Here is a 19772-nt window from a genome sequence, read left to right as displayed (position 1 = left end):
CCAAAACGCAGATTGGTTGGCTGATGAAACCTTGCAATCTGTAGGGACTACAGCAGCGGGTAATGGTGGTTTACCCATCGGGGTGCACTTTCCCCTAAGCTATAGCGCTTTAGCACTTGGTAACGCGGTTGCAAGCAAGCCCTCAAATCCCGCGATTCACATCCATTTGTCTGTGAGTGAAGAAAATATACTTATGGGCACCCCTATTGTCAAGTATGTTTGTAGGAATTGTATATTTATCAAAATCTCAATAAAACATGGGGTTTATAGCGATTCCTTGAAACTAATCAGCACCTAATTATCCGCAGGCTGATTTTAAAGTCGCTGCGGCTGGCTTGTAATCCGGAGCACGGCTGGCAAAGACCCGCGAACCCATGAACAGACGTTCCAAAACTGCCGGATCTGTCTCACCCAATATAGCCTTTGCGCCGCCATCCACATTAATCAGCCGGAAGCCAGCGCCTTCTAGCCGCTCGATTGCTTTAGCAGAGCGCACTCCGCCCTCGCACAGCACATGAATTGCCAACCCTTTTGGCAAGCCAGCAATAACGGGATTATCCAATTGTACTTCACCGCCGCGCAGTGATGCGGTAGCAAGTTGGCGCGATCTATCTTGTGATAATGAAAAGCTCAACAGTTCCTCTGCATCGCGAACATCAAGAACAACATTTGGTTTACCGCCATCCTTGGAACGCAAATCGAGCTCGGCTGCAAAATCGACCACATTAGTAACACCAGTAACGGTTGCGCCAATGTGTTTCGCAACAGCTTTAATGCCCGTATAGAACACTCCCACACTGTTAGCGATGTGATAGGTAATCGCGCCAACTGCCGTGATATTATCACCCGCAAAGGTTGGCAACACGCGCGGATTGTCAATAGATGGAGCAATCAAATCTGTTTCAATTGCACTACGCAATAACGGGCTAAGGATCTGACCATCACGGCCAACTGCCAAGGCACGGCGTACCGTTGTGCCATCAATTACCCGACCTTGAGTAACAACTGGTGCGCGCTCGTCTTCAAAATGGAGTTCTAATGCCTGCTCACTGTGCGGCTGAACATCCTTGATTTTGGCAGCGATGAAGTTAATTTTTTTGGATGCAATCAGATGCTCCAGCAATTTCTGGCGCTCTGGCGCAACGGGGTTGCCGTTAAACACAATCGCCACTTCATGCACATGTTTGTTTTCCGGTGCAGACACACGTTTAGGATCATCACCTAATAACAAATAATCAATCACATGCTGTTCAAGAATGGCTGGCGTTGCTGCTTTGGCATCGACCAATAATCCGCGGATATGATAGGCCACCCTAGCAGGATCATGTTTATCATCGCCAAGTTTATTATAAAACGCATCAACCAATGGGCGAAGCGCCGCGATTTGCTCAGGATTTGGCGGGATTTTTCCATAGAACGGGATTGATGTATCGCCAAGCGGCGCATACACATTAATCACCCCATTAAAATCGTGACCGACTAGCGTCGCGATATCCAAGCTGGTACCACCCCACCCCAGCAATGATAATTCCTTGTCATTCGATGCAATCAGCTTGGCGAGTGCCAGCTTATCTTCCCAATTCTTTTCCGAATATGGCGCGATGTAATTTGCATGGTTCTTAACTGCTACGCGCTCTTCAAATTCATGGCCCGTTGCCAGAACAACATGATCATAGGTATTTTTGACGCCATTTTCCTGAGTCACACTTAAGGTATTATCTGCATATCGTTCAATATTCACCGCAACTGATGGCATATTATTGATTTGAATGCCAAGTTCATCTGCTAGCTGCTTGGTTTGGTCATGCAGCCATAAAATATAATCGCCATATAGGCCACGCGGTACGAAACTGTTCTTGGTATAATCCTTTTCCGGCACAACATTGTTGAGATATTTCAAGAATCCGTAGCCTGTGGGCGCAAGCGGATCCATTACTTCGACGCTGCGGTTCAAAATCAACGCATCACTCTGCGCATTATAGGCAGGGCCAGTTGTTACCTCACCAATAATGTCGATATTCCGCAGCGCGCCAATATCTTGTCCTGCTTCCTTGCGCTGTTTTAGTTCTAATACAGCACTGAAGGCAGTTGCCACGCCGCTAAACCCGCCACCAACAATCCCTAATGAATGAATGCTCATAAATCTCTCCGCGTTAAATACAGAGAAACAATGCAGCCTGAACCGCCTTATTGTCAAGTTAGTTTGTAGGATTTGTATTATTTAAGAATACGCCTATTTTTGTTGGAGATTTTGAAATCTTAAGAAACTAATTTTGCTTTTAGTAATCCGCGCACGGAATTGCCAAGATACACCTGCTTGGCCGTTTTTAAATCATCAGGAAACACGGTTTTCTCGATTACGTGGTTTTTTGCAATAAATTCTGCACGAAATACGCCCGGCAGCAACCCCGCAGTTATAGGCGGCGTTACAAATGTTCCATCTGCTTGCTCCAGAAATATATTCATGTAACTTCCTTGTGTCACTTCCCCGCGTTCATTTAAATACACTACCTCATCACAACAGGTTGATTTTTTGAGCCGTGCGCATGGCGCGTCCAGAAAATCACGCGTGGTTGTCTTATGATACAAATACGGATTATTACTTTGCATAATTTCTGGCGCGTAAACGAAATGAATAGTCTGGGTTAACGCACCTGCTGGCAAGGCCTGCGCGGTCAAGTTTATGCCACCACTAGAAAGCAATACAAGCCTGCACCGTGTGTGGTCATCAACGATATCTGCTACAAATTCATTAAGCGCCTTGATTACCTTGTCCCTGTTAAACGGAATTTCATAATAAGCCGCAGAAGCAGCCATGCGTTGCATGTGGAGATCCAGCAGATAAAAGCCGCCCTTTTTGTCATAGCGCAGGGTTTCAATTAACCCTTCGGGTTTAATGTGATGTTGAAAGAATTTTGTCTTGAGCAGGCATTCCTGATATTCACTGGTTGCAGATGAATCATATACCACGCCACTACCAATGCCCATTTCACCTGCATAGGCTTGATCATCTTTTGGAAAAAGCACAGCTGTGCGAATGGCTACATTAAAAACAGCTTCACCCTGCCCCATCATACCGATGGCGCCGCAATAAATGCCACGCGGGGATGTTTCAAGTGCACGGATTTTTTTCATCGCTTGTATTTTTGGCGCACCGACAACTGAACCCGGAGCAAATAGCGCCTTAAACAAATCCATACAGTTAATATTTGGTTTTAAGGTAGCGCTTACGGTCGAAATCATTTGATGCAATGTTTTGTATGTTTCCACGGCATATAAATTATGCACAGCCACACTGCCCGTTTGTGAAATGCGCCCAACATCGTTGCGCATTAAATCTACAATCATAAGGTTTTCAGCCTGTGATTTGGGTTCAGTAGCAAGGGTATGCGCTACCACTTTGTCCAATTCTGGCAGCGGGGCGCGGGGCGCGGTGCCCTTCATGGGGCGCGTTTCGATATGGCTACCGCTTTTCTTGATAAACAGTTCAGGAGAAAGCGATAAGACTTTAAAATCTGGCGCATCAAGATAAGCGCCATATGCTACGGGTTGCTGTTCACGCAACCGTAAGTATAAATTAACCGGATCCCGCTTGCATTCAAATGTTGTCTTGAAGGTAAGATTTAGCTGATAAATTTCCCCGGCACTTATTGCTTCGCGTGCTTTTTCAAAACGCTGCGTGTAGTCATCTTGCGACCATTCCGGAACAAGGGTTGGAATGTGAATGCCTTGCCCTGCCTTGTTTTTTAAATAGGCTGTGGCTTGATCAGCACTCAACCTCTCACGGGTTTTAAATACACCAAACCACAGCAACGGAACATTACGGTTTTGGGGTAAATACGGGGTGAGGCTTGGTTCCAGCACATAAGCCAGCTCAAACGCACAAAATCCAGCCGCATAAAGCTCACGTTTATGTGCATTTTCCAGTTTTTCGAAAGCCGCAAGAACCTCTTCCGGCGCATCAGCGCGAATGAGTTCGAGCGGATCTTCAAACAACCACGCCCCTTCATCCCTGTCTTTGGTATTATCGAGAAGAATAAAGGTCATGGCTTTTCAGCACTGTTACTCGGCAGCGTCGTGATAAATCTGGCTGCCTAGTTTGCGGAATTCATTTGATTTTTCCTGCATACCTTTATCTGCCATATCGCGGATTTCGGCAGAAATCTTCATGGAGCAGAATTTCGGCCCGCACATCGAGCAGAAATGCGCAAGTTTTGCGCCTTCGGCTGGCAAGGTTTCATCATGGAACGATGCTGCTGTGTCCGGGTCAAGCGATAGGTTGAACTGATCTTTCCAACGGAACTCAAAACGTGCCCGCGAAAGCGCATCATCTCGCAGACGCGCACCCGGGTGTCCCTTTGCTAAATCAGCCGCATGCGCTGCGATTTTATACGTAATAACGCCAACTTTCACGTCATCACGGTTGGGCAAGCCCAGATGCTCTTTGGGTGTCACGTAACACAGCATCGCTGTGCCGAACCAGCCAATCATCGCCGCTCCAATGGCTGACGTGATGTGGTCATACCCCGGCGCAATATCGGTTGTAAGCGGCCCAAGCGTATAGAATGGCGCTTCGCCGCACACCTCCAATTGCTTATCCATATTTTCTTTAATCTTGAGCATTGGCACATGGCCCGGGCCTTCAATCATCACTTGGCAATCATGCTTCCATGCGATTTTGGTAAGCTCGCCCAGCGTTTCCAATTCACCAAATTGCGCTTCATCATTGGCATCTGCAGTCGAACCAGGCCGCAACCCATCACCCAATGAGAATGCAACGTCATATTGCTTAAGCAATTTGCAGATATCCTCAAAATGCGTGTAGAGGAAATTTTCTTTATGATGGGCGAGGCACCATTTCGCCATGATGCTGCCGCCACGCGATACAATGCCGGTTACCCGTTTTGCAGTAAGAGGAATGTAAGCCAAGCGCACCCCCGCATGGATGGTGAAGTAATCAACGCCTTGCTCGCATTGCTCAATGAGCGTATCGCGGAAGATTTCCCATGTTAAATCTTCGGCCTTGCCGTTTACTTTTTCCAAAGCCTGATAAATGGGCACCGTGCCTATCGCAACAGGTGAGTTGCGGATAATCCATTCACGCGTCGTGTGAATGTGACGTCCCGTTGATAAATCCATCACGGTGTCAGCACCCCAGCGGATCGACCACACCATTTTTTCAACTTCCTCCGCGACACTGGATGCAACAGCTGAGTTGCCGATATTCGCATTAATCTTTACCAAGAAATTACGGCCGATAATCATCGGCTCTGATTCAGGGTGGTTGATGTTGTTTGGAATAATCGCGCGGCCAGCCGCGATTTCATCACGAACGAATTCCGGCGTTACGAAGTCAGGAATATTTGCGCCAAAGCGTTCGCCCTTATCTTCGGCTTCTTTCAATTTTGCTTTGCGGCCGATATTTTCACGGATAGCCACATATTCCATTTCCGGCGTTACAATGCCCGCACGTGCATAAGCAAGCTGCGTTACTGCTTTGCCGTCTTTAGCGCGTAACACAGGCACGTCGCCGCGGTCAAACTGTGCAACTTTCAACACTTCACCTGGCGCCAAGCCATCATCTTCGGGTTTGCGGGTGCGGCCCTCCACAACTTCCACATCCCCGCGCTGCATAATCCATTCGCGGCGCAAGGCAGGCAAGCCTTTGGTAATATCAATTTGAATGGCAGGATCTGAATATGCGCCCGATGTATCATAGACGCGCATCGGTTCTTCTTTTGCTTCTGGCGCTAAATCAATTTCGCGCATTGCGACGCGGATATCCTTATGCTTGTCACCTTCCACATACACTTTGCGGGATGATGGAAAAGCGCCGGTTGTTACCGTCATATCGTTTGAATTATCGAGCATCACAAACCCCTTTTTAGTTTTTGAATTGTGTGGTCAAAGGGATTGGTGGATTTCATTATTCCATCCCTCCGCCGGCACAACCCGGATCAGGTTCTAAGAGTATTTCTCAGCCCTTATGTACTCAAACGCCGTACGGCTTCGCTCGCATAAGCTCGCGCGGTGACGGTCGTCACCGATACTATGTTTGAGGTAATAATGAGCACCTCTTGGAATAAGGGAAAGATAGGCGCATCAGCTTTTTTGTCAAAGGATTTAGGCCAATAGCTTATTTATATGAGTTAAAGGGCGGCGACAGCCGACCCGCGAGCTTATGCGAGCGAAGCCACCTAAAGATAATGGCCGGCGTTTGAGCTATATGAGGCGTTTAACGGCCTTCACAACCATATCCACAGAGATAGCCTGCATGAGGCCAAAGGGGTTCACGGTATGCTCCAACCCGTAAAATGGCGCGCCACGCACAAAAGCCGTGCGTGGCCCATGGGGTGAATATTCCACATCATTACTTGGCCCAAAAAGACCAAGGGTTGGTGTACCCATAGCAGCAGCAATATGCATGAGGCCTGAGTCGTTTGCGATACATAACTGACAACGCGCAAGACATGCCGCCGCTTCCAACGGATTGGTCTTTCCGACCAAATCAATCACATCGAATTTTTGCTGAAGCGCGGTGATGATGGGCATGGCCTGTTCGCGTTCATGCTCTGCACCAAAAATCGCAATACGCTGGAAGGGTGAGCGCATTGCAACATCAATAAACCGTTCGGCTGGCCATGTTTTGGACTGCCAATTCGCAGTCGGGCATAACGCCAAAATGGGTTCGCCATCATGCAATATAGTTTGTGCTTGCTGGTTTGCGGCTTCACTTAGCCAGATTTTATTGTACGGCACATTGTCTAGCAGCCCCATGACCTTGGCAAGCTGATGGGATTTATGTTCAGTCTCGACCCCCTGCGTGAAACGAAAAGTCTTTTTGCTAAAGATAAGGTAGGATACAGCGGAGTTGCGCAAATCAATCACCACATCCCAGATGTGCGGGAATACTTCGCGCCATAGCTTAAGCCAATGAAGGCCGCCTTCTTTTTTATCAAGGATGATGATGCGCTTTAAATTCGGCACGGCAGTAAAGAGCGGCGCAGGTATGGGTCCGCACGCAATGGTCACTTCCGTTGGCTTGAAACGCGTAATGGCATGCTCCAATAAGCCAGTGGAAATCACGGCATCGCCAAGACGGTTCGATGTTATGAACAATAATTTTTTGGGGCTACCAATCATGCCCTCTTTGATAAACGAGAGAAGTGCGCTATGTCAAAGTGCATGAATGGAGCAACAAAAACAGCACTATTAGCAAGCCGCGCCGTGCTGAGGCTGGCAGGACCTGACCGTTTTACATTCCTGCAGGGGCTAATTAGTCAGGACATCCAGCTGGCAGTTGATGGCAAACCGCTCTTTGCGGCATTCCTTACCCCCCAAGGTAAATACCTGTTTGATTTTTTTGTGGTGCCCGATGGCGATACGCTACTGATTGATTGCAGCGCCGACCAAATCAATGATCTGGTAAAACGTCTTTCTTTCTACAAAATGCGTTCACAAGTAGCACTGGAAGATACCCGCAAGTACTTTTCAGTATTCGGGTTATGGGGCGCGCCGTCGGGTCATCCCCTCGCCTTTGCCGATCCACGACTTGCTGCAATGGGTGAACGCCTGATCATAAAAAAAAGCGATGAAGCCAGTATCGTAACCAACAGGGAAGAAAGCGATTACCGTGAATGGCGTTACAAAAATGGCGTCGCGGAAGGGTTAGTCGAAATTGAAACTGGTCATTCCACACTTCTGGAAATTAATTTCGATGTATTGAATGCAATTAGTTGGACGAAGGGCTGCTATATGGGGCAAGAATTAACAGCACGCACCCATTATCGCGGACTTATTAAAAAGCGCTACCTGCCATTTAAATTTGAAGGCCTTCCACCTGAGCGCCACCATAATATATTGCATGAAGGATTTGATATTGGCCGCGTGATGGCGATTGGCAAAGATTATGGCCTTGGATTATTCCAGCTTGATAAAATCAAACCATTTATTGCCGAAAAACGCCCACTGATCCACCACGGCACAACCTATGATGTGCGTTTTCCCGATTATCTAACGGCTAAAATCGTTCACTCCGAAAACGCCCAAGCATAAGCTGAGCCATCCTCAGCGCCTCCCAATAAGGTCTGGCCGTTATCACTCCAGCGCAGTGATGTAATCTCGCTTTTCGTATTGGTTTTCAAACGCACGATGCGGTCATCTTGAAACCGTGCGAGATACACATCGCCCGCTATCGTTCCAGCGGCAACCAAATCAAGTGACGGATGGCAGGCAACTTTGGTTGAAATATCTTCGCAATCTTGCGCCAATACAGTTGCAGGTTTACCCATGGGCCCCTTGCCACCACAATCCCAGCACACAATACCGGGGGAACCAGAACTGGCCAGCCAGCGATTATCATGTAACCAGTTGAACGATTTGGGCTTGATCGCATAACCACTCATTTGAAAATCAGCAAAATCCGGCGTGCGCCAACCATGCAATGTATTTTCCTGCATGGCGGTAAGAAGATATTTTCCATTCATGCTCCACGCAATCGAAAGGTGAGAGCCTTTCCAGTTCAAGCGCTGCGGCACCTGCCCTGCTTCACCGTTCACCCACCACAAACTCACGCCGCCATAATGGCTGGCGGCTACGCGCTTACCTTTGGGATCGAAGCACAAGCCCTGTACCGTGCTGGGATGATTTGTAAACTCGCACCGCGCCTTGCCTTGTTCATCAAACACAAAAACCGTTTTCTTGGCACTGACTGCAATCAGACCACTTTCATGAACGGCCAATTGTTCAAGCCACACTTTACCTATTTCAGCAAGTTGCTGAACCGCTCCATCGGGCGTGATGCGCATAATGCGGCCATCTTCGCCAATCGAAATAAATGATTTGCCGTTTGGCGCAATTGTGAGTGCGGTAAGGCCGTTTTTATGCGCGGGTATCGCTGGCACTAATTCGGTTTCGGGTCTGCTGATAAGGCGCAAGGAAACCGTGCCATCGGCAAGACCAATTGCCATGCATCCGAAAGCTTCCAGCGCAGTCATATCAACAACAAATGCTTTTTCCTGCCATTCCACGCCGGCATAGGGGCGGTCATCCACGCGCTTAGTCATTTAAGCATCCCCGTTAAGCATCAGCGGGGTGGAAAAAATCAACCAACGCGCCACTACCCTTATGAATATGTACCCATAAGTCGCTTTGGAAGCTTAACACCGCACAAGATGTTGGTGGAAAGCGTTGTGACAATTCAGGTGATTTTTGCACTTCGCCTGCCCCGCAGAGCATAAGTGCAAGTTGATGTATGCACGGGTTATGCCCAATCATCATTACACTGTGATGAATTTCATCTTGCATTGCGATCATCTCTAAACATTCATGTGCATCGGCGCGGTAAATTGCCGGATCAAAAAATGCCTGCGGATAAACATCAGGAGCCCAAGCATCTTGCATCAGCTGGCACGTTTCCTTGGTGCGTTGCGCGGCGGATGCCAAAATAAAATCGGGACATAGGCCTTTTTTTGTTAGTTCATTTCCAACCCATACTGCCATGCCACGTCCTTTTGCTGTTAAAGGCCGTTCTGCATCTTTGCCCGACTGTAAATCGGCAGCTTCGGCATGACGTAAAAGTATCAAGGTTTTCATGCAATTCGTGGGGGTTTTCCGCTGGAAACATCTTCTTAATATCTGATAGCTAAACCTAGTTTACCACCTTAATAAAGACCTTTTATGCCAAATACAGTCACAGATTCTGAAAAAAACAGCGCATCGCGTTTCAATAACCGCGAATTATCGTGGTTGGCGTTCAATAACAGGGTGCTAGACGAAGCATTTAATCTGGCACATCCGCTTCTGGAACGGTTGAATTTTCTGGTTATCTCTGCTGCCAACCTTGATGAATTTTACATGGTGCGCATCGGCGGATTGCACGGCCAGATCTATAATCAGGTCGATGTGCTTAGTGATGATGGCTTAACGCCTGAACAACAACTTGAAAAAATTCATATCAAAACGGCCAAGATGTTGGAGCGGCAGCAAAAAGCTTGGCAAGAAATTCGCAAGGAACTTGAAGAAAACAAAATTCATGTATGCCGTTCTAGCGAACTCACCAAAAGTGACATGACATGGCTTAACGATTTTTTTCACAGCATGGTATTACCACTGCTCACGCCAATTGCGGTTGATCCAGCACACCCCTTCCCGCTTATTCCGAATAAAGGTGTCGCGCTGGTTCTGGAAATGGAGGAAAAGGCCAGTGGCGAAATCATGCGCCACCTTATTCCTATTCCCACCAGCGTGGAGCGGTTTATCTTTTTGCGTAACAAGGACGAGAACAACGAAAAGCAGCGTTATATCCAATTAGAACGCATTATTTTGCTATTTGTAGAGGAAATCATACCAGGCTTCACCCTTAAATCGTCAGGCGTGTTCCGTGTAGTACGCAATACCGAACTCGAATTTGATGACCGAGCGGAAGATCTACTACGTACCTATGAGCACGCGGTAAAAAAGCGCCGCATGGGACGCGTGATACGACTTGGCATCCATACCGATACATCTGAAAGCCTGCGCGCATTTTTGCGCGAACACGTCAATGTTGATGAAAAGTATATTCATATTGTCAAAGGATTTAACGGCCTATCCGATTTACGTGAATTGGTGAATTGTGGGCGCGATGATTTACGCTTTAAATCCTATGTGCCACGCCAAAGCGAGCGCATCAGCGATTTTCAGGGTGATATGTTCGCGGCCATCGCCAAAAAAGATTTACTCATCCACCATCCTTATGAAAGTTTTGATGCGGTGGTGCATTTCCTGCGGCAAGCGGCCAAAGACCCCGATGTTATGGCAATCAAGCAAACCCTTTACCGCACCAGCGCCAACAGCCCGATCGTGCAGGCACTGATTGAAGCAGCTACTGCAGGTAAAGCAGTGACGGTAATGGTTGAGTTAAAAGCCCGTTTTGATGAAGAAGCCAATATCAGTATCAGTCGCGCATTGGAAAGTGCTGGCGCCCAGGTCGTCTATGGCTTCACCGATTTAAAAACCCACGCCAAGCTTTCCATGGTTGTACGCCGCGAAAAAAACGGACTTAAGTCGTATGTTCATATTGGAACCGGAAATTACCATCCGCAAACTGCCAAAATTTATACTGACCTTTCTTTCTTCACAACTGACGCGGCAATTGGCCACGATACAGCTGCATTATTCAATTATATGACTGGCTATGCCGAGCCAAAAGCGATGGAAAAACTGGCCTTTGCGCCGCTAACCATGCGCAAGAAAATTTATGACTTGATTGATATCGAGATTGCGAACGCTAAAGGCGGCAAAAACGCTTGCATTTGGGCAAAGCTGAATTCGCTGGTTGACCCGGATATGATTGATAAGCTTTATGAAGCGTCAAGCGCAGGGGTTGAAATCAGACTTATTATACGTGGGGTTTGCTGCCTAAAGCCCGATATCCCTGGCCTTTCAGAGCGCATTACTGTGCGGAGCATTGTCGGAAGATTTTTGGAACATAGCCGTATTTTGTGCTTCGGTAATGGTGAAATGCTACCCAATCCCGGCGCGAAGGTATTCATTACATCTGGGGACTGGATGCAACGTAATCTTGACCGCCGCATAGAAGTGATGACACCAGTGGAAAACCCGACGGTACATGAACAGATTTTGAACCAGATTATGGTCGCTTGCCTCAAGGACAATTTACAAAGCTGGGAAATGGATTCGGATGGCGGATATCGCCGATTAAATCCGGAAGGCGACGATGATCCGTTTTCAGCTCATCAATATTTCATGAAAAACCCCAGCCTTTCGGGCCGGGGTTCTGCAATTCTGGAAGGCAATAAGCCGCCGGAAATTAAACTAAAGGAAGTTTAGGCTGATAACAGCTTTTTAGGCGCGAAGATTTCTGAACGCTTTGACCATTGCTTTGGCCATTCGTAGCCCTGTTCCTGGCGCATATTCATCAGCACAACTTTGTGGGTCATCACACGATGTGTATTCAAGCAACCGCTGGAGCGTACATAATTGCGGTCACCCATTTCTGCTTTGTCGTGGGGCATAGGAGCAGCATACATCTTGGTCATTGCCTGCTTCATAATACGCTTTGCAAAAAGAAAAATTGAATCAGCCATAACCGTTGCTCCTTGAGAATAGTATTTCCGTTAAAAAAACTAACCGGGAGGCAAACGATAGCAAAGCAAGGTTAATACCCGCTAAATAATGCATTGCATTTTAGTTATGGGAATTAAGCGGCTGATGTTTCAGACATTGTTTCAGAATAATCGACTTCGCTATCCTTGCGCATGGGCGCATGCTTACCTTCAACATCTCCAAGAATATACTCGAAGTTAGTTGAGAATTCTTCGATCTTGAATTTTGGGGTTTCCATCAATTCGAGTGGCGAAGATTGAGCCTGCAACGATGCGAACAGCTTTGGATTATAGCGTTTTGCGCTTTCCGTAAATTCCGATGATTTTTTAAAACGGTATCCAAATGCCATAGTTCTGTTTCCAATTTAACTGCTCAGAAGTATGTTCTCATTTGCCTAACAAATTCTAAATTGCTGTTTTTTAATTAAAGATTAACCCTGTTTTCAGGAAATCCGTGGGAAAAAGGCCACAATCGAAATGGGCTAGACTTCAATAAACTGGATTTTGTTTTTGTTTAACTTCAAGGCAAGCTTTCCTTGCTTCAGGGCCAGCGCCTTTTTTCCAAACAGTTCATACCGCCACCCCTTCATTGCCATAACATCCGCCGCATCATGTTCGGCCAGAATATCCAGATCTGACGAATTGGAAATCAGTTTTGCGGCAACATCGTTTTCTTCGGCGACCAGACGCAGTAAAACTTTCAGCATATCCACCACTGCGCCAAGGCTGGATGGTAAATGATTTTTGCGCAGTTCATCGGGCAGCGCATCAGGTGTGCGGCTTTGCGCATTCTTGATAACCTCGAGAATACCGGTGCCTAAACGGTTTTTTGCAAATTCAGACGACAGACCGCGCACGCGCGCCAATTCGCCAGCATCTTTTGGCACGTGATGCACGATTTCCATCAAGGCTTCATCGCGTAATACGCGGTTGCGCGGAATATCAATCTGCTGCGCTTCTTTTTCACGCCATGCACATAGATCCTTCACGAGCGTGAAGAATTTTGGCTTATCCATCTTTATCTTCAAACGCTTCCATGCCTGGTCGGGTTCAAGGCGATAGGTGGACGGCTCACGCAAAATTTGCATTTCTTCCGCAATCCAGTCAGCACGGCCCAGTTCAGCCAGTTTTGTTTCCAGCTTTTCAAACACAGGCCGCAGATAACGTACATCATCCAGCGCATAGTTTAATTGCTTTTCAGAAAGCGGACGCAGCGCCCAATCGGTAAAGCGCGAAGATTTATCAATCGTGCCCTTGGCAAGCTTAGCGACAATATTTTCATAGCTGACACTTTCACCAAATCCGCACACCATGCCCATCACCTGTGTATCAGCAATTGGCGTTGGAACTTTTCCGGTCAGGTGGAAAAAAATCTCCAAATCCTGCCGCGCAGCATGAAACACTTTCAGAATTTTTTCGTCATACAGCAATTCCAGCAGCGGGGCTAAATCAACCCCTTCCGCCAGGGGGTCAATAGCTCCTACATCGCTCTCCCCAGCAACCTGAATGAGGCAAAGGCGCGGCCAATAGGTGCGGTCACGAATAAATTCAGTATCAATGGCCAGAAAGCGGCTGCTGCGTAATTTGCCGCAGAACTGTTTTAATTCATCATTGGTGCTGATAAGCATGTTGATTGCCAAAGGGAAAGCCTTTAAAAACACTATTCATAGACTATCCACCATTAAAGCAAAGTAGAATTATGCATATTTATCGCTCACACACCTGCGGCGCGCTGCGCGGCACCGATATTGGCAAAACCGCCCGCATTTCCGGCTGGGTTCACCGCAAACGCGACCATGGCAGCCTGCTGTTCATTGACGTGCGCGACCATTATGGCATGACCCAATGTGTGATTGATCAATCGAACCCGATTTTTAAGCAGGTTGAAGCACTGAAAAACGAATCCGTTGTATGTTTTACGGGCGCAGTTGTTCGCCGTCCTGACGAGACGATAAATACCAAACTTCCCACAGGTGAAGTTGAACTGGATGTAAAGGAAATCAGTGTGCTTGGCGCAGCAGACCCGCTGCCCATCCAGGTGAATTCTGATGAAGATGCGGGTGAAGATGCGCGTTTACGTTACCGCTTCCTCGATTTACGCCGCAAGAAGATGCAAGAAAACATCATTCTGCGTTCCGAAGTTATATCGCATATCCGCGCGAAGATGATTGATCAGGGCTTCCATGAGTTCCAAACGCCGATTTTGACGAGCAGCAGCCCCGAAGGTGCACGTGACTTTTTGGTGCCATCACGTCTTCACCCCGGCAAATTCTATGCACTACCGCAGGCCCCACAGCAATTCAAACAGTTATTAATGGTTGCAGGTTATGACCGTTATTTCCAAATCGCGCCCTGCTTCCGTGATGAAGATAGCCGCGCCGACCGTAGCCCCGGTGAATTCTACCAACTTGATTTTGAAATGTCGTTCGTAACACAAGAAGATGTGTTTGCAGCAATCGAACCCGTGCTGCATTCAACTTTTGAAAAGTTCGGCAATTTCCGCCGCGAAAACAAGCCAGCGATTGATGGCTTCCCCTTCCGCCGGATTACCTATGCGGATTCAATGTTGAGATACGGCAATGATAAGCCGGATTTGCGCAACCCGCTGGAAATCTGCGATGTCACCGAAGTATTCAAACGCGATGATGTGACGTTTAAAGCATTCAAAGGTAATATCGATACGGGCGGCGTTGTGCGCGCCATTCGCGCACCAAAGGTTTCCGACCGTCCGCGTAGCTTCTTTGACAAACTGAATGACTGGGCCAAGGAAATTGGCGCACCGGGTTTGGGTTATGTATTGTTTGAAGCCAATGAAGGCAAAGGCCCGATTGCGAAGTTTATTCCAGCCGAAGCACAGGCAGTGCTGCGCAAGCTAACTGGCGCAACCGACGGCGATGCCGTATTCTTTGTATGCGATAAGCCAGCGGTAGCGGCAAAAATGGCTGGTCAAGCACGCACCAAGATTGGTCAGGAACTGGACATCATCGAAAAGAATGCATTCCGCTTCTGCTGGATTGTCGATTTCCCAATGTTCGAAGCCGATGAAGTGACCGGCAAGATTGATTTCTCTCACAACCCGTTCTCCATGCCGCAAGGCGGGCTGAAGGCACTGGAAACCATGAACCCCTTGGATATCAAAGCATTCCAGTATGATATTGTATGCAACGGTATTGAATTATCATCCGGCGCTATCCGCAACCATCAACCAGAAGTCATGTACAAGGCATTCGGAATTGCAGGTTACAGCAAGGAAGATTTGGAAACACGCTTTGGCGGTATGCTGTCAGCACTTAAGCTTGGCGCACCGCCGCATGGTGGCTCCGCGCCCGGTATCGACCGTATTGTGATGCTTCTTGCCGATGAACCGAACATCCGCGAAGTTATCGCCTTCCCGCTTAACCAGCGGGCCGAAGATTTGATGATGCAAGCACCAAACTTTGTTCAGCCAATGCAGCTGAAGGAATTGCACATCAAGGTTGATGTTCCAGTGAAAAAAACGGCCTAGCTACGCGTTAGCTAATAATTGCGTTATAAGCGCCAATCAGCGTGATGCAGAACCATGCGACGTTCTGTGCGACAATTGCGTTGAGCTTTTTGTTGAATGCGCCATACCCAAAGAACAATGCTGCCAAGCAATTCATCACAATGAATATCGCGCCTGTTGCAGTGATAAGATGCAAGTTAAGCAACAGATATGAACCGATGCTGCACGTAAACCCAGCCCAGCAAATAATATCGGTTTGTTTTTCGGTAAGGGTCATAAAAATCCTGATGTATATCAGGACAGCCTAATAGTGCAGGCTTAACCAAGCCTGAATAATGTTTCAAACTTTATCTATTTCTTCTTACGCTTTTGCTTATCAGCATAAAGCTTGAGGTCGGCGGAAACCATGACCGCTTCGGCAATATCGCGGCCCGTATAGGTTGCAACACCACAACTGGCTTTAAGCTGGATGGTGTGCTGGCGCCATGTCATGATTTTACTGTTGATGGTTTTAGCAATCGCATTTGCTCTTGCAATACCGGGCTTAGCCGCAGCTCTTGTTAAAATCACCGCGAATTCATCACCGCCTATACGGGCTACGATGTCCGATGGACGAACTTCATTGCTCAGAACAGCAGCAAATGAGGATAAATATGCATCGCCAGCAGCGTGGCCATGTGTATCATTCACCAGCTTAAAATCATCCAGATCAAACATAATGATAATACCATGGGCCTGTGGGTCACGCTTGGCCGATGCCAATTCACGATGCAACGCATTCATAAAGCCGCGACGATTCATTAGGCCAGTTACTTCATCACTTAAGGAGAGTGTTTCAAGATACGCAATGCGGCGGCGCTGTGCTTGAATAAGATGTTCGGCTTCCCCAATCGCTGCAAGTGCAGCGTCTAAATCACCAATACGTGCACGGTTCAGCGTTTGATCGATGATGCTGTCTTTTAGCGGCACCGAAAAATCGGTATCACTGCTATTCAAACTTGATCCTGACATCTTCAGCGATTGGGGGTAACGAGCCATTTATTTTCTCCATCCTCACATTTCGTGTGTATGACACGATTAAAGTGAAGCAGTGCAAGCACTGTGCCAGCCGGAACACTCCAACAACTCACTGAATAATCTGTTTTTTTTGGTGTTATGCGCGCGGAATCATCCCTGCGCCATCATAAAACCATGGTTTTGCGGTAAAAATTGCCTAACAAAAAACGTGCTAAACCCCGAAAAACATAGGATTTTTTGTTAATTTCGGGCTTATCCGTAAACCTTGCTTAACTATTTGATGACACAATGAGCAGGTATTAGGAGTAAATTATTTAATGAGGATTTTAAATCGACCATTAAGACTTCTTCCCACCTTGGTTATAGGCGTGTTTTTCGCAGGCGTCTTTGGGTTGATGTTTTTTGGTGTTTTAAATGCCGCCGTACTTACCGGAACAGATCCTAAAACTCCCATAGCCGTTTCCACACTTACCAAAGCACCGCCCGCACCAAAAACAGGCGCACCAGCAATTCAACCACACCGTGCAATGTATTCTATAAAATTGTCGGGCACACGCAATGGCAGCCGGGTGAGTGATATTTCCGGCCGGATGCTTTTTTCATGGGCCGATGATTGCCACGCGTGGAATATTGAACAAAAGATGCAGCTGCGCTTCTTTTACAGCGAAGGCGAAGTAAGCGATACGGTAAACGATTTAGTGAGCCGTGAATCCAAGGATGGATCCAGTTTTAACTTCCACACCCGCCGCACAGGTGATGAAAAAGACAACAATGAAACATTTCATGGCTATGCCAACTTGAATGTTGGCGTTGATGGTCTTGGTACCGGCGAAGCGGTTTATTCAGGCGATAATGAAAAACGCATCAATCTTGCAGGCGCATTGTTCCCTGCCCACCACACCATGCAATTGCTGGAACATGCACGCAAGGGCGATAAATTTTTTAGCGTGAATGTGTTTGACGGCGCAGATGAAAAAGGCTTTACCGAGATAAGCTCGTTTATCAATTCGCCTGTTGAGAAACCAATGCTTGAAAAAACAAGTTCTGGCAAAGAAAACACCAACCAATTATTGAATGTCAAAGCATGGCCAATCCGTATGGCATTCTTTGCGCCTAATAGTGAAACAGGATCACCTGATTATGAAATGGATATGGTGCTGCTTGATAATGGCGTGATTAAAACCATGACTATTGACTATGGCGATTATTCGATGACCGCAGACCTAGTTGAAGTAAAGCCGCTGAGTGCACCAAAATGCAGCTCCGACAGCGCCGTTCCGCATTCGTAATCCTGCAATCATGCAATGAAATAAGCCCATTATTCATGTCAGGGGTTTCTTAACCTTCACCTGACATTCTTATGGCTCAACCTACTGATTCAACACCGCCTTTCTAATTTTAGCCCTGCTTAACGATCCATGACGGAAAACGGAAAAACAATTCTGATTGTCGAAGACAATGAGCTTAATGCAAAATTGTTTCGCGATTTATTGTCGTCAAAAGGGCACCGCATTCTTGAAACGCGCGAAGGCATGCAGGCCATCCGCCTCGCGCAGACCGAAAAACCCGACTTAATTTTGATGGATATTCAGTTGCCGGAAATCTCCGGCTATGACCTTATCCGGATGATCAAGGAAGATGCCAGTTTGCGCCCCATCCCCGTGATTGCGATAACGGCCTTTGCTATGAAAGGCGATGAAGAACGTATTCGTCAAAGTGGCTGTGATGATTATCTTTCCAAGCCCATTTCCGTGGGCAAGTTCTTTCAAACCGTTCAAAAATATCTGGATAAATAATGTCAGCGCGCCTTCTTGTTACCGATGATAATCCGCTTAATGTCAAATTGCTCAGCGCAAAGCTGGCGCGGGAATATTACACAGTGGTTACCGCAGAAAATGGCGTGCAAGCAGTGGAAAAAGCCATTTCTGAAAAGCCTGACCTGATCTTATTGGATGTGATGATGCCGGAAATGGACGGCTTTGAAGCATGCCGCCAGATCAAGGCAAACCCCGCTACACAAGGTATTCCCGTCGTCATGGTCACGGCATTATCTGATGTGCAGGACCGCGTTCGCGGTCTTGATGCAGGCGCCGATGACTTCTTGACCAAACCAATTAACGATGTCGCGCTGATGGCGCGGGTGCGTTCCTGTCTTCGTCTAAAAAGCCTGATGGATGAATGGCGAATGCGCGAAGGCAATAACGCGATGATGGGCGATATTGATGAAGACAGCATGCGCTCGGGTCAGATTATTTTGCTGGATGACCAACCGCATGAGCAAGATATCATTCGCAAACACATCCACCATGCAGGCATGATTTGCCATGGCATTTCATCTTCTGCTGAAATCGAGCCATTATTGGAACGTGAACGAATTCACGCGATCATGATCAATCTGAATTTGCACAGCGAGGAAGGGCTTCGCGTCTGCGCCAACTTAAAAGCCAACGAAGCAACTCGATATGTGCCGATTGTCGTTTATGCTGATGAATCCGAACTGGGAAAAATCGCCAAAGCGCTCGATATCGGTGCAAATGACTATATTTTCAAACCGGTTGACCCGCATGAACTCCAGGCCCGTTTAAAAACCCAGATTAAACACAAGCGCACTTATGACCGTTTACGCTTGTCGTATGAAAAGAACATGACTATGGCGATAACCGACCCATTAACGGGCGCACATAATCGTCATTACATGGAAAAGAATTTACCGCGTCTATTTGAACGAAGCAAAACAAATAAGAAACCCATTTCCGTGGTTATGCTGGACATCGACCATTTCAAAAAAATCAATGATACCTATGGCCACCATGTGGGTGATCAGGTATTACAGGAGTTGGTACGCCGCCTGAATGGATGCATTCGCTTTTTCGACTTGGTCATACGCCTTGGCGGTGAAGAGTTTGCAGTGATTATGCCAGAAACCCCCTATGGCCCAGCTTTAAGCGCCGGAGAGCGCCTACGCACTGCTGTTAGCAGCGCCCCGTTTAAGACCCATGACCCTCAGATTGAAATCAACGTGACAACAAGCGTGGGTATTGCAGGTAGCGATGACGGGCAGGAAACGTCGGAAGTCCTGTTCCGCAAAGCCGATGCAGCCCTATACAAGGCCAAGGAAACAGGCCGCAACAAGGTTGTGGGCGATAAGGAAGTTTAATTTCTTG

The 19772-nt window shown here is 47.4% G+C and carries 17 protein-coding genes and 1 riboswitch; of the genes, 6 read left to right on the top strand and 11 right to left on the bottom strand.

From position 1 onward, the window contains the following. Positions 1-298: 298 nt before the first annotated feature. The 4 genes from SFW65_07420 to SFW65_07405 all read right to left on the bottom strand — a co-directional run bounded on the left by SFW65_07420 (position 299) and on the right by SFW65_07405 (position 7143). The gene (locus SFW65_07420) at positions 299-2140 is read right to left on the bottom strand and encodes an FAD/NAD(P)-binding protein (GenBank protein ID MDX1922940.1); all 1842 of its coding nucleotides are present in this window, start codon (positions 2138-2140) and stop codon (positions 299-301) included. Between the two features lie 119 nt (positions 2141-2259). Beyond that, positions 2260-4047 carry an aminodeoxychorismate synthase component I gene (pabB, locus tag SFW65_07415; protein MDX1922939.1) on the bottom strand — a complete coding sequence of 596 codons (1788 nt, stop codon included), beginning with the start codon at positions 4045-4047 and terminating at the stop codon, positions 2260-2262. Positions 4048-4062: 15 nt separating this feature from the next. Then, positions 4063-5871, bottom strand: coding sequence for a phosphomethylpyrimidine synthase ThiC (gene thiC / locus SFW65_07410; GenBank protein ID MDX1922938.1), 1809 nt, complete (start codon positions 5869-5871; stop codon positions 4063-4065). Between the two features lie 46 nt (positions 5872-5917). After that, positions 5918-6088: riboswitch (TPP riboswitch) on the bottom strand. A 134-nt stretch (positions 6089-6222) separates the two neighbouring features. Continuing rightward, positions 6223-7143: a glycosyltransferase family 9 protein gene (locus SFW65_07405; GenBank protein MDX1922937.1), complete on the bottom strand. Its 921-nt coding sequence runs from the start codon at positions 7141-7143 to the stop codon at positions 6223-6225. Between the two features lie 42 nt (positions 7144-7185). Here SFW65_07405 and SFW65_07400 point away from each other — a divergent pair, with 42 nt between their 5' ends. Next, a complete protein-coding gene (locus tag SFW65_07400) occupies positions 7186-8055 on the top strand; it encodes a folate-binding protein (GenBank protein MDX1922936.1) in 870 nt (289 codons plus the stop codon). On the opposite strand, the gene SFW65_07395 is transcribed toward SFW65_07400, so the two are convergent. Together SFW65_07395 and SFW65_07390 are read right to left on the bottom strand one after the other, a co-directional pair. Next, positions 8031-9065, bottom strand: coding sequence for a WD40 repeat domain-containing protein (locus tag SFW65_07395; protein MDX1922935.1), 1035 nt, complete (start codon positions 9063-9065; stop codon positions 8031-8033). The genes SFW65_07400 and SFW65_07395 overlap by 25 nt on opposite strands. A 13-nt stretch (positions 9066-9078) precedes the next feature. Beyond that, positions 9079-9594 carry a histidine phosphatase family protein gene (locus SFW65_07390; protein MDX1922934.1) on the bottom strand — a complete coding sequence of 172 codons (516 nt, stop codon included), beginning with the start codon at positions 9592-9594 and terminating at the stop codon, positions 9079-9081. Positions 9595-9678: 84 nt separating this feature from the next. On the opposite strand from SFW65_07390, the gene SFW65_07385 reads away from it, so the two are divergent. Beyond that, positions 9679-11832, top strand: coding sequence for an RNA degradosome polyphosphate kinase (locus tag SFW65_07385; GenBank protein ID MDX1922933.1), 2154 nt, complete (start codon positions 9679-9681; stop codon positions 11830-11832). Here SFW65_07385 and SFW65_07380 read toward each other — a convergent pair. From SFW65_07380 to rnd, 3 genes are all read right to left on the bottom strand, one after another. After that, positions 11829-12089, bottom strand: coding sequence for a hypothetical protein (locus SFW65_07380; GenBank protein MDX1922932.1), 261 nt, complete (start codon positions 12087-12089; stop codon positions 11829-11831). The two genes, SFW65_07385 and SFW65_07380, sit on opposite strands and share 4 nt — an antisense overlap. A 113-nt stretch (positions 12090-12202) precedes the next feature. Continuing rightward, the gene (locus tag SFW65_07375; GenBank protein MDX1922931.1) at positions 12203-12457 is read right to left on the bottom strand and encodes a hypothetical protein; all 255 of its coding nucleotides are present in this window, start codon (positions 12455-12457) and stop codon (positions 12203-12205) included. A gap of 132 nt (positions 12458-12589) precedes the next feature. Then, on the bottom strand, positions 12590-13747 hold the full coding sequence (gene rnd, locus SFW65_07370; protein MDX1922930.1) for a ribonuclease D: 1158 nt from the start codon (positions 13745-13747) through the stop codon (positions 12590-12592). A gap of 59 nt (positions 13748-13806) precedes the next feature. On the opposite strand from rnd, the gene aspS reads away from it, so the two are divergent. Continuing rightward, positions 13807-15612: an aspartate--tRNA ligase gene (aspS, locus tag SFW65_07365; protein MDX1922929.1), complete on the top strand. Its 1806-nt coding sequence runs from the start codon at positions 13807-13809 to the stop codon at positions 15610-15612. A 7-nt stretch (positions 15613-15619) separates the two neighbouring features. On the opposite strand, the gene SFW65_07360 is transcribed toward aspS, so the two are convergent. Together SFW65_07360 and SFW65_07355 are read right to left on the bottom strand one after the other, a co-directional pair. Then, on the bottom strand, positions 15620-15868 hold the full coding sequence (locus tag SFW65_07360; protein MDX1922928.1) for a hypothetical protein: 249 nt from the start codon (positions 15866-15868) through the stop codon (positions 15620-15622). Between the two features lie 74 nt (positions 15869-15942). Then, complete coding sequence (locus SFW65_07355) at positions 15943-16629, bottom strand: GGDEF domain-containing protein (protein ID MDX1922927.1); 687 nt, start codon at positions 16627-16629, stop codon at positions 15943-15945. A gap of 374 nt (positions 16630-17003) precedes the next feature. Between SFW65_07355 and SFW65_07350 the strand changes: the two genes are divergently transcribed. The 3 genes from SFW65_07350 to SFW65_07340 all read left to right on the top strand — a co-directional run bounded on the left by SFW65_07350 (position 17004) and on the right by SFW65_07340 (position 19765). After that, positions 17004-17897 (top strand): DUF1849 family protein, encoded by an 894-nt coding sequence (locus SFW65_07350; GenBank protein MDX1922926.1) that lies wholly within the window; start codon positions 17004-17006, stop codon positions 17895-17897. Between the two features lie 129 nt (positions 17898-18026). Beyond that, complete coding sequence (locus SFW65_07345) at positions 18027-18404, top strand: response regulator (GenBank protein MDX1922925.1); 378 nt, start codon at positions 18027-18029, stop codon at positions 18402-18404. Continuing rightward, entirely contained in the window at positions 18404-19765 is a 1362-nt protein-coding gene (locus tag SFW65_07340; GenBank protein ID MDX1922924.1) for a PleD family two-component system response regulator, read from the top strand. Before SFW65_07345 ends, SFW65_07340 begins: the two co-directional genes overlap by 1 nt. The last annotated feature ends 7 nt before the right edge of the window (positions 19766-19772 follow it).

It is taken from the genome of Alphaproteobacteria bacterium (genome assembly GCA_033762625.1).
Taxonomy (GTDB): Bacteria; Pseudomonadota; Alphaproteobacteria; order UBA9219; family RGZA01; genus RGZA01.
The sequence above is the reverse complement of the archived record's forward strand: the minus strand, read 5'-3'. Positions and strand labels throughout refer to the sequence as shown.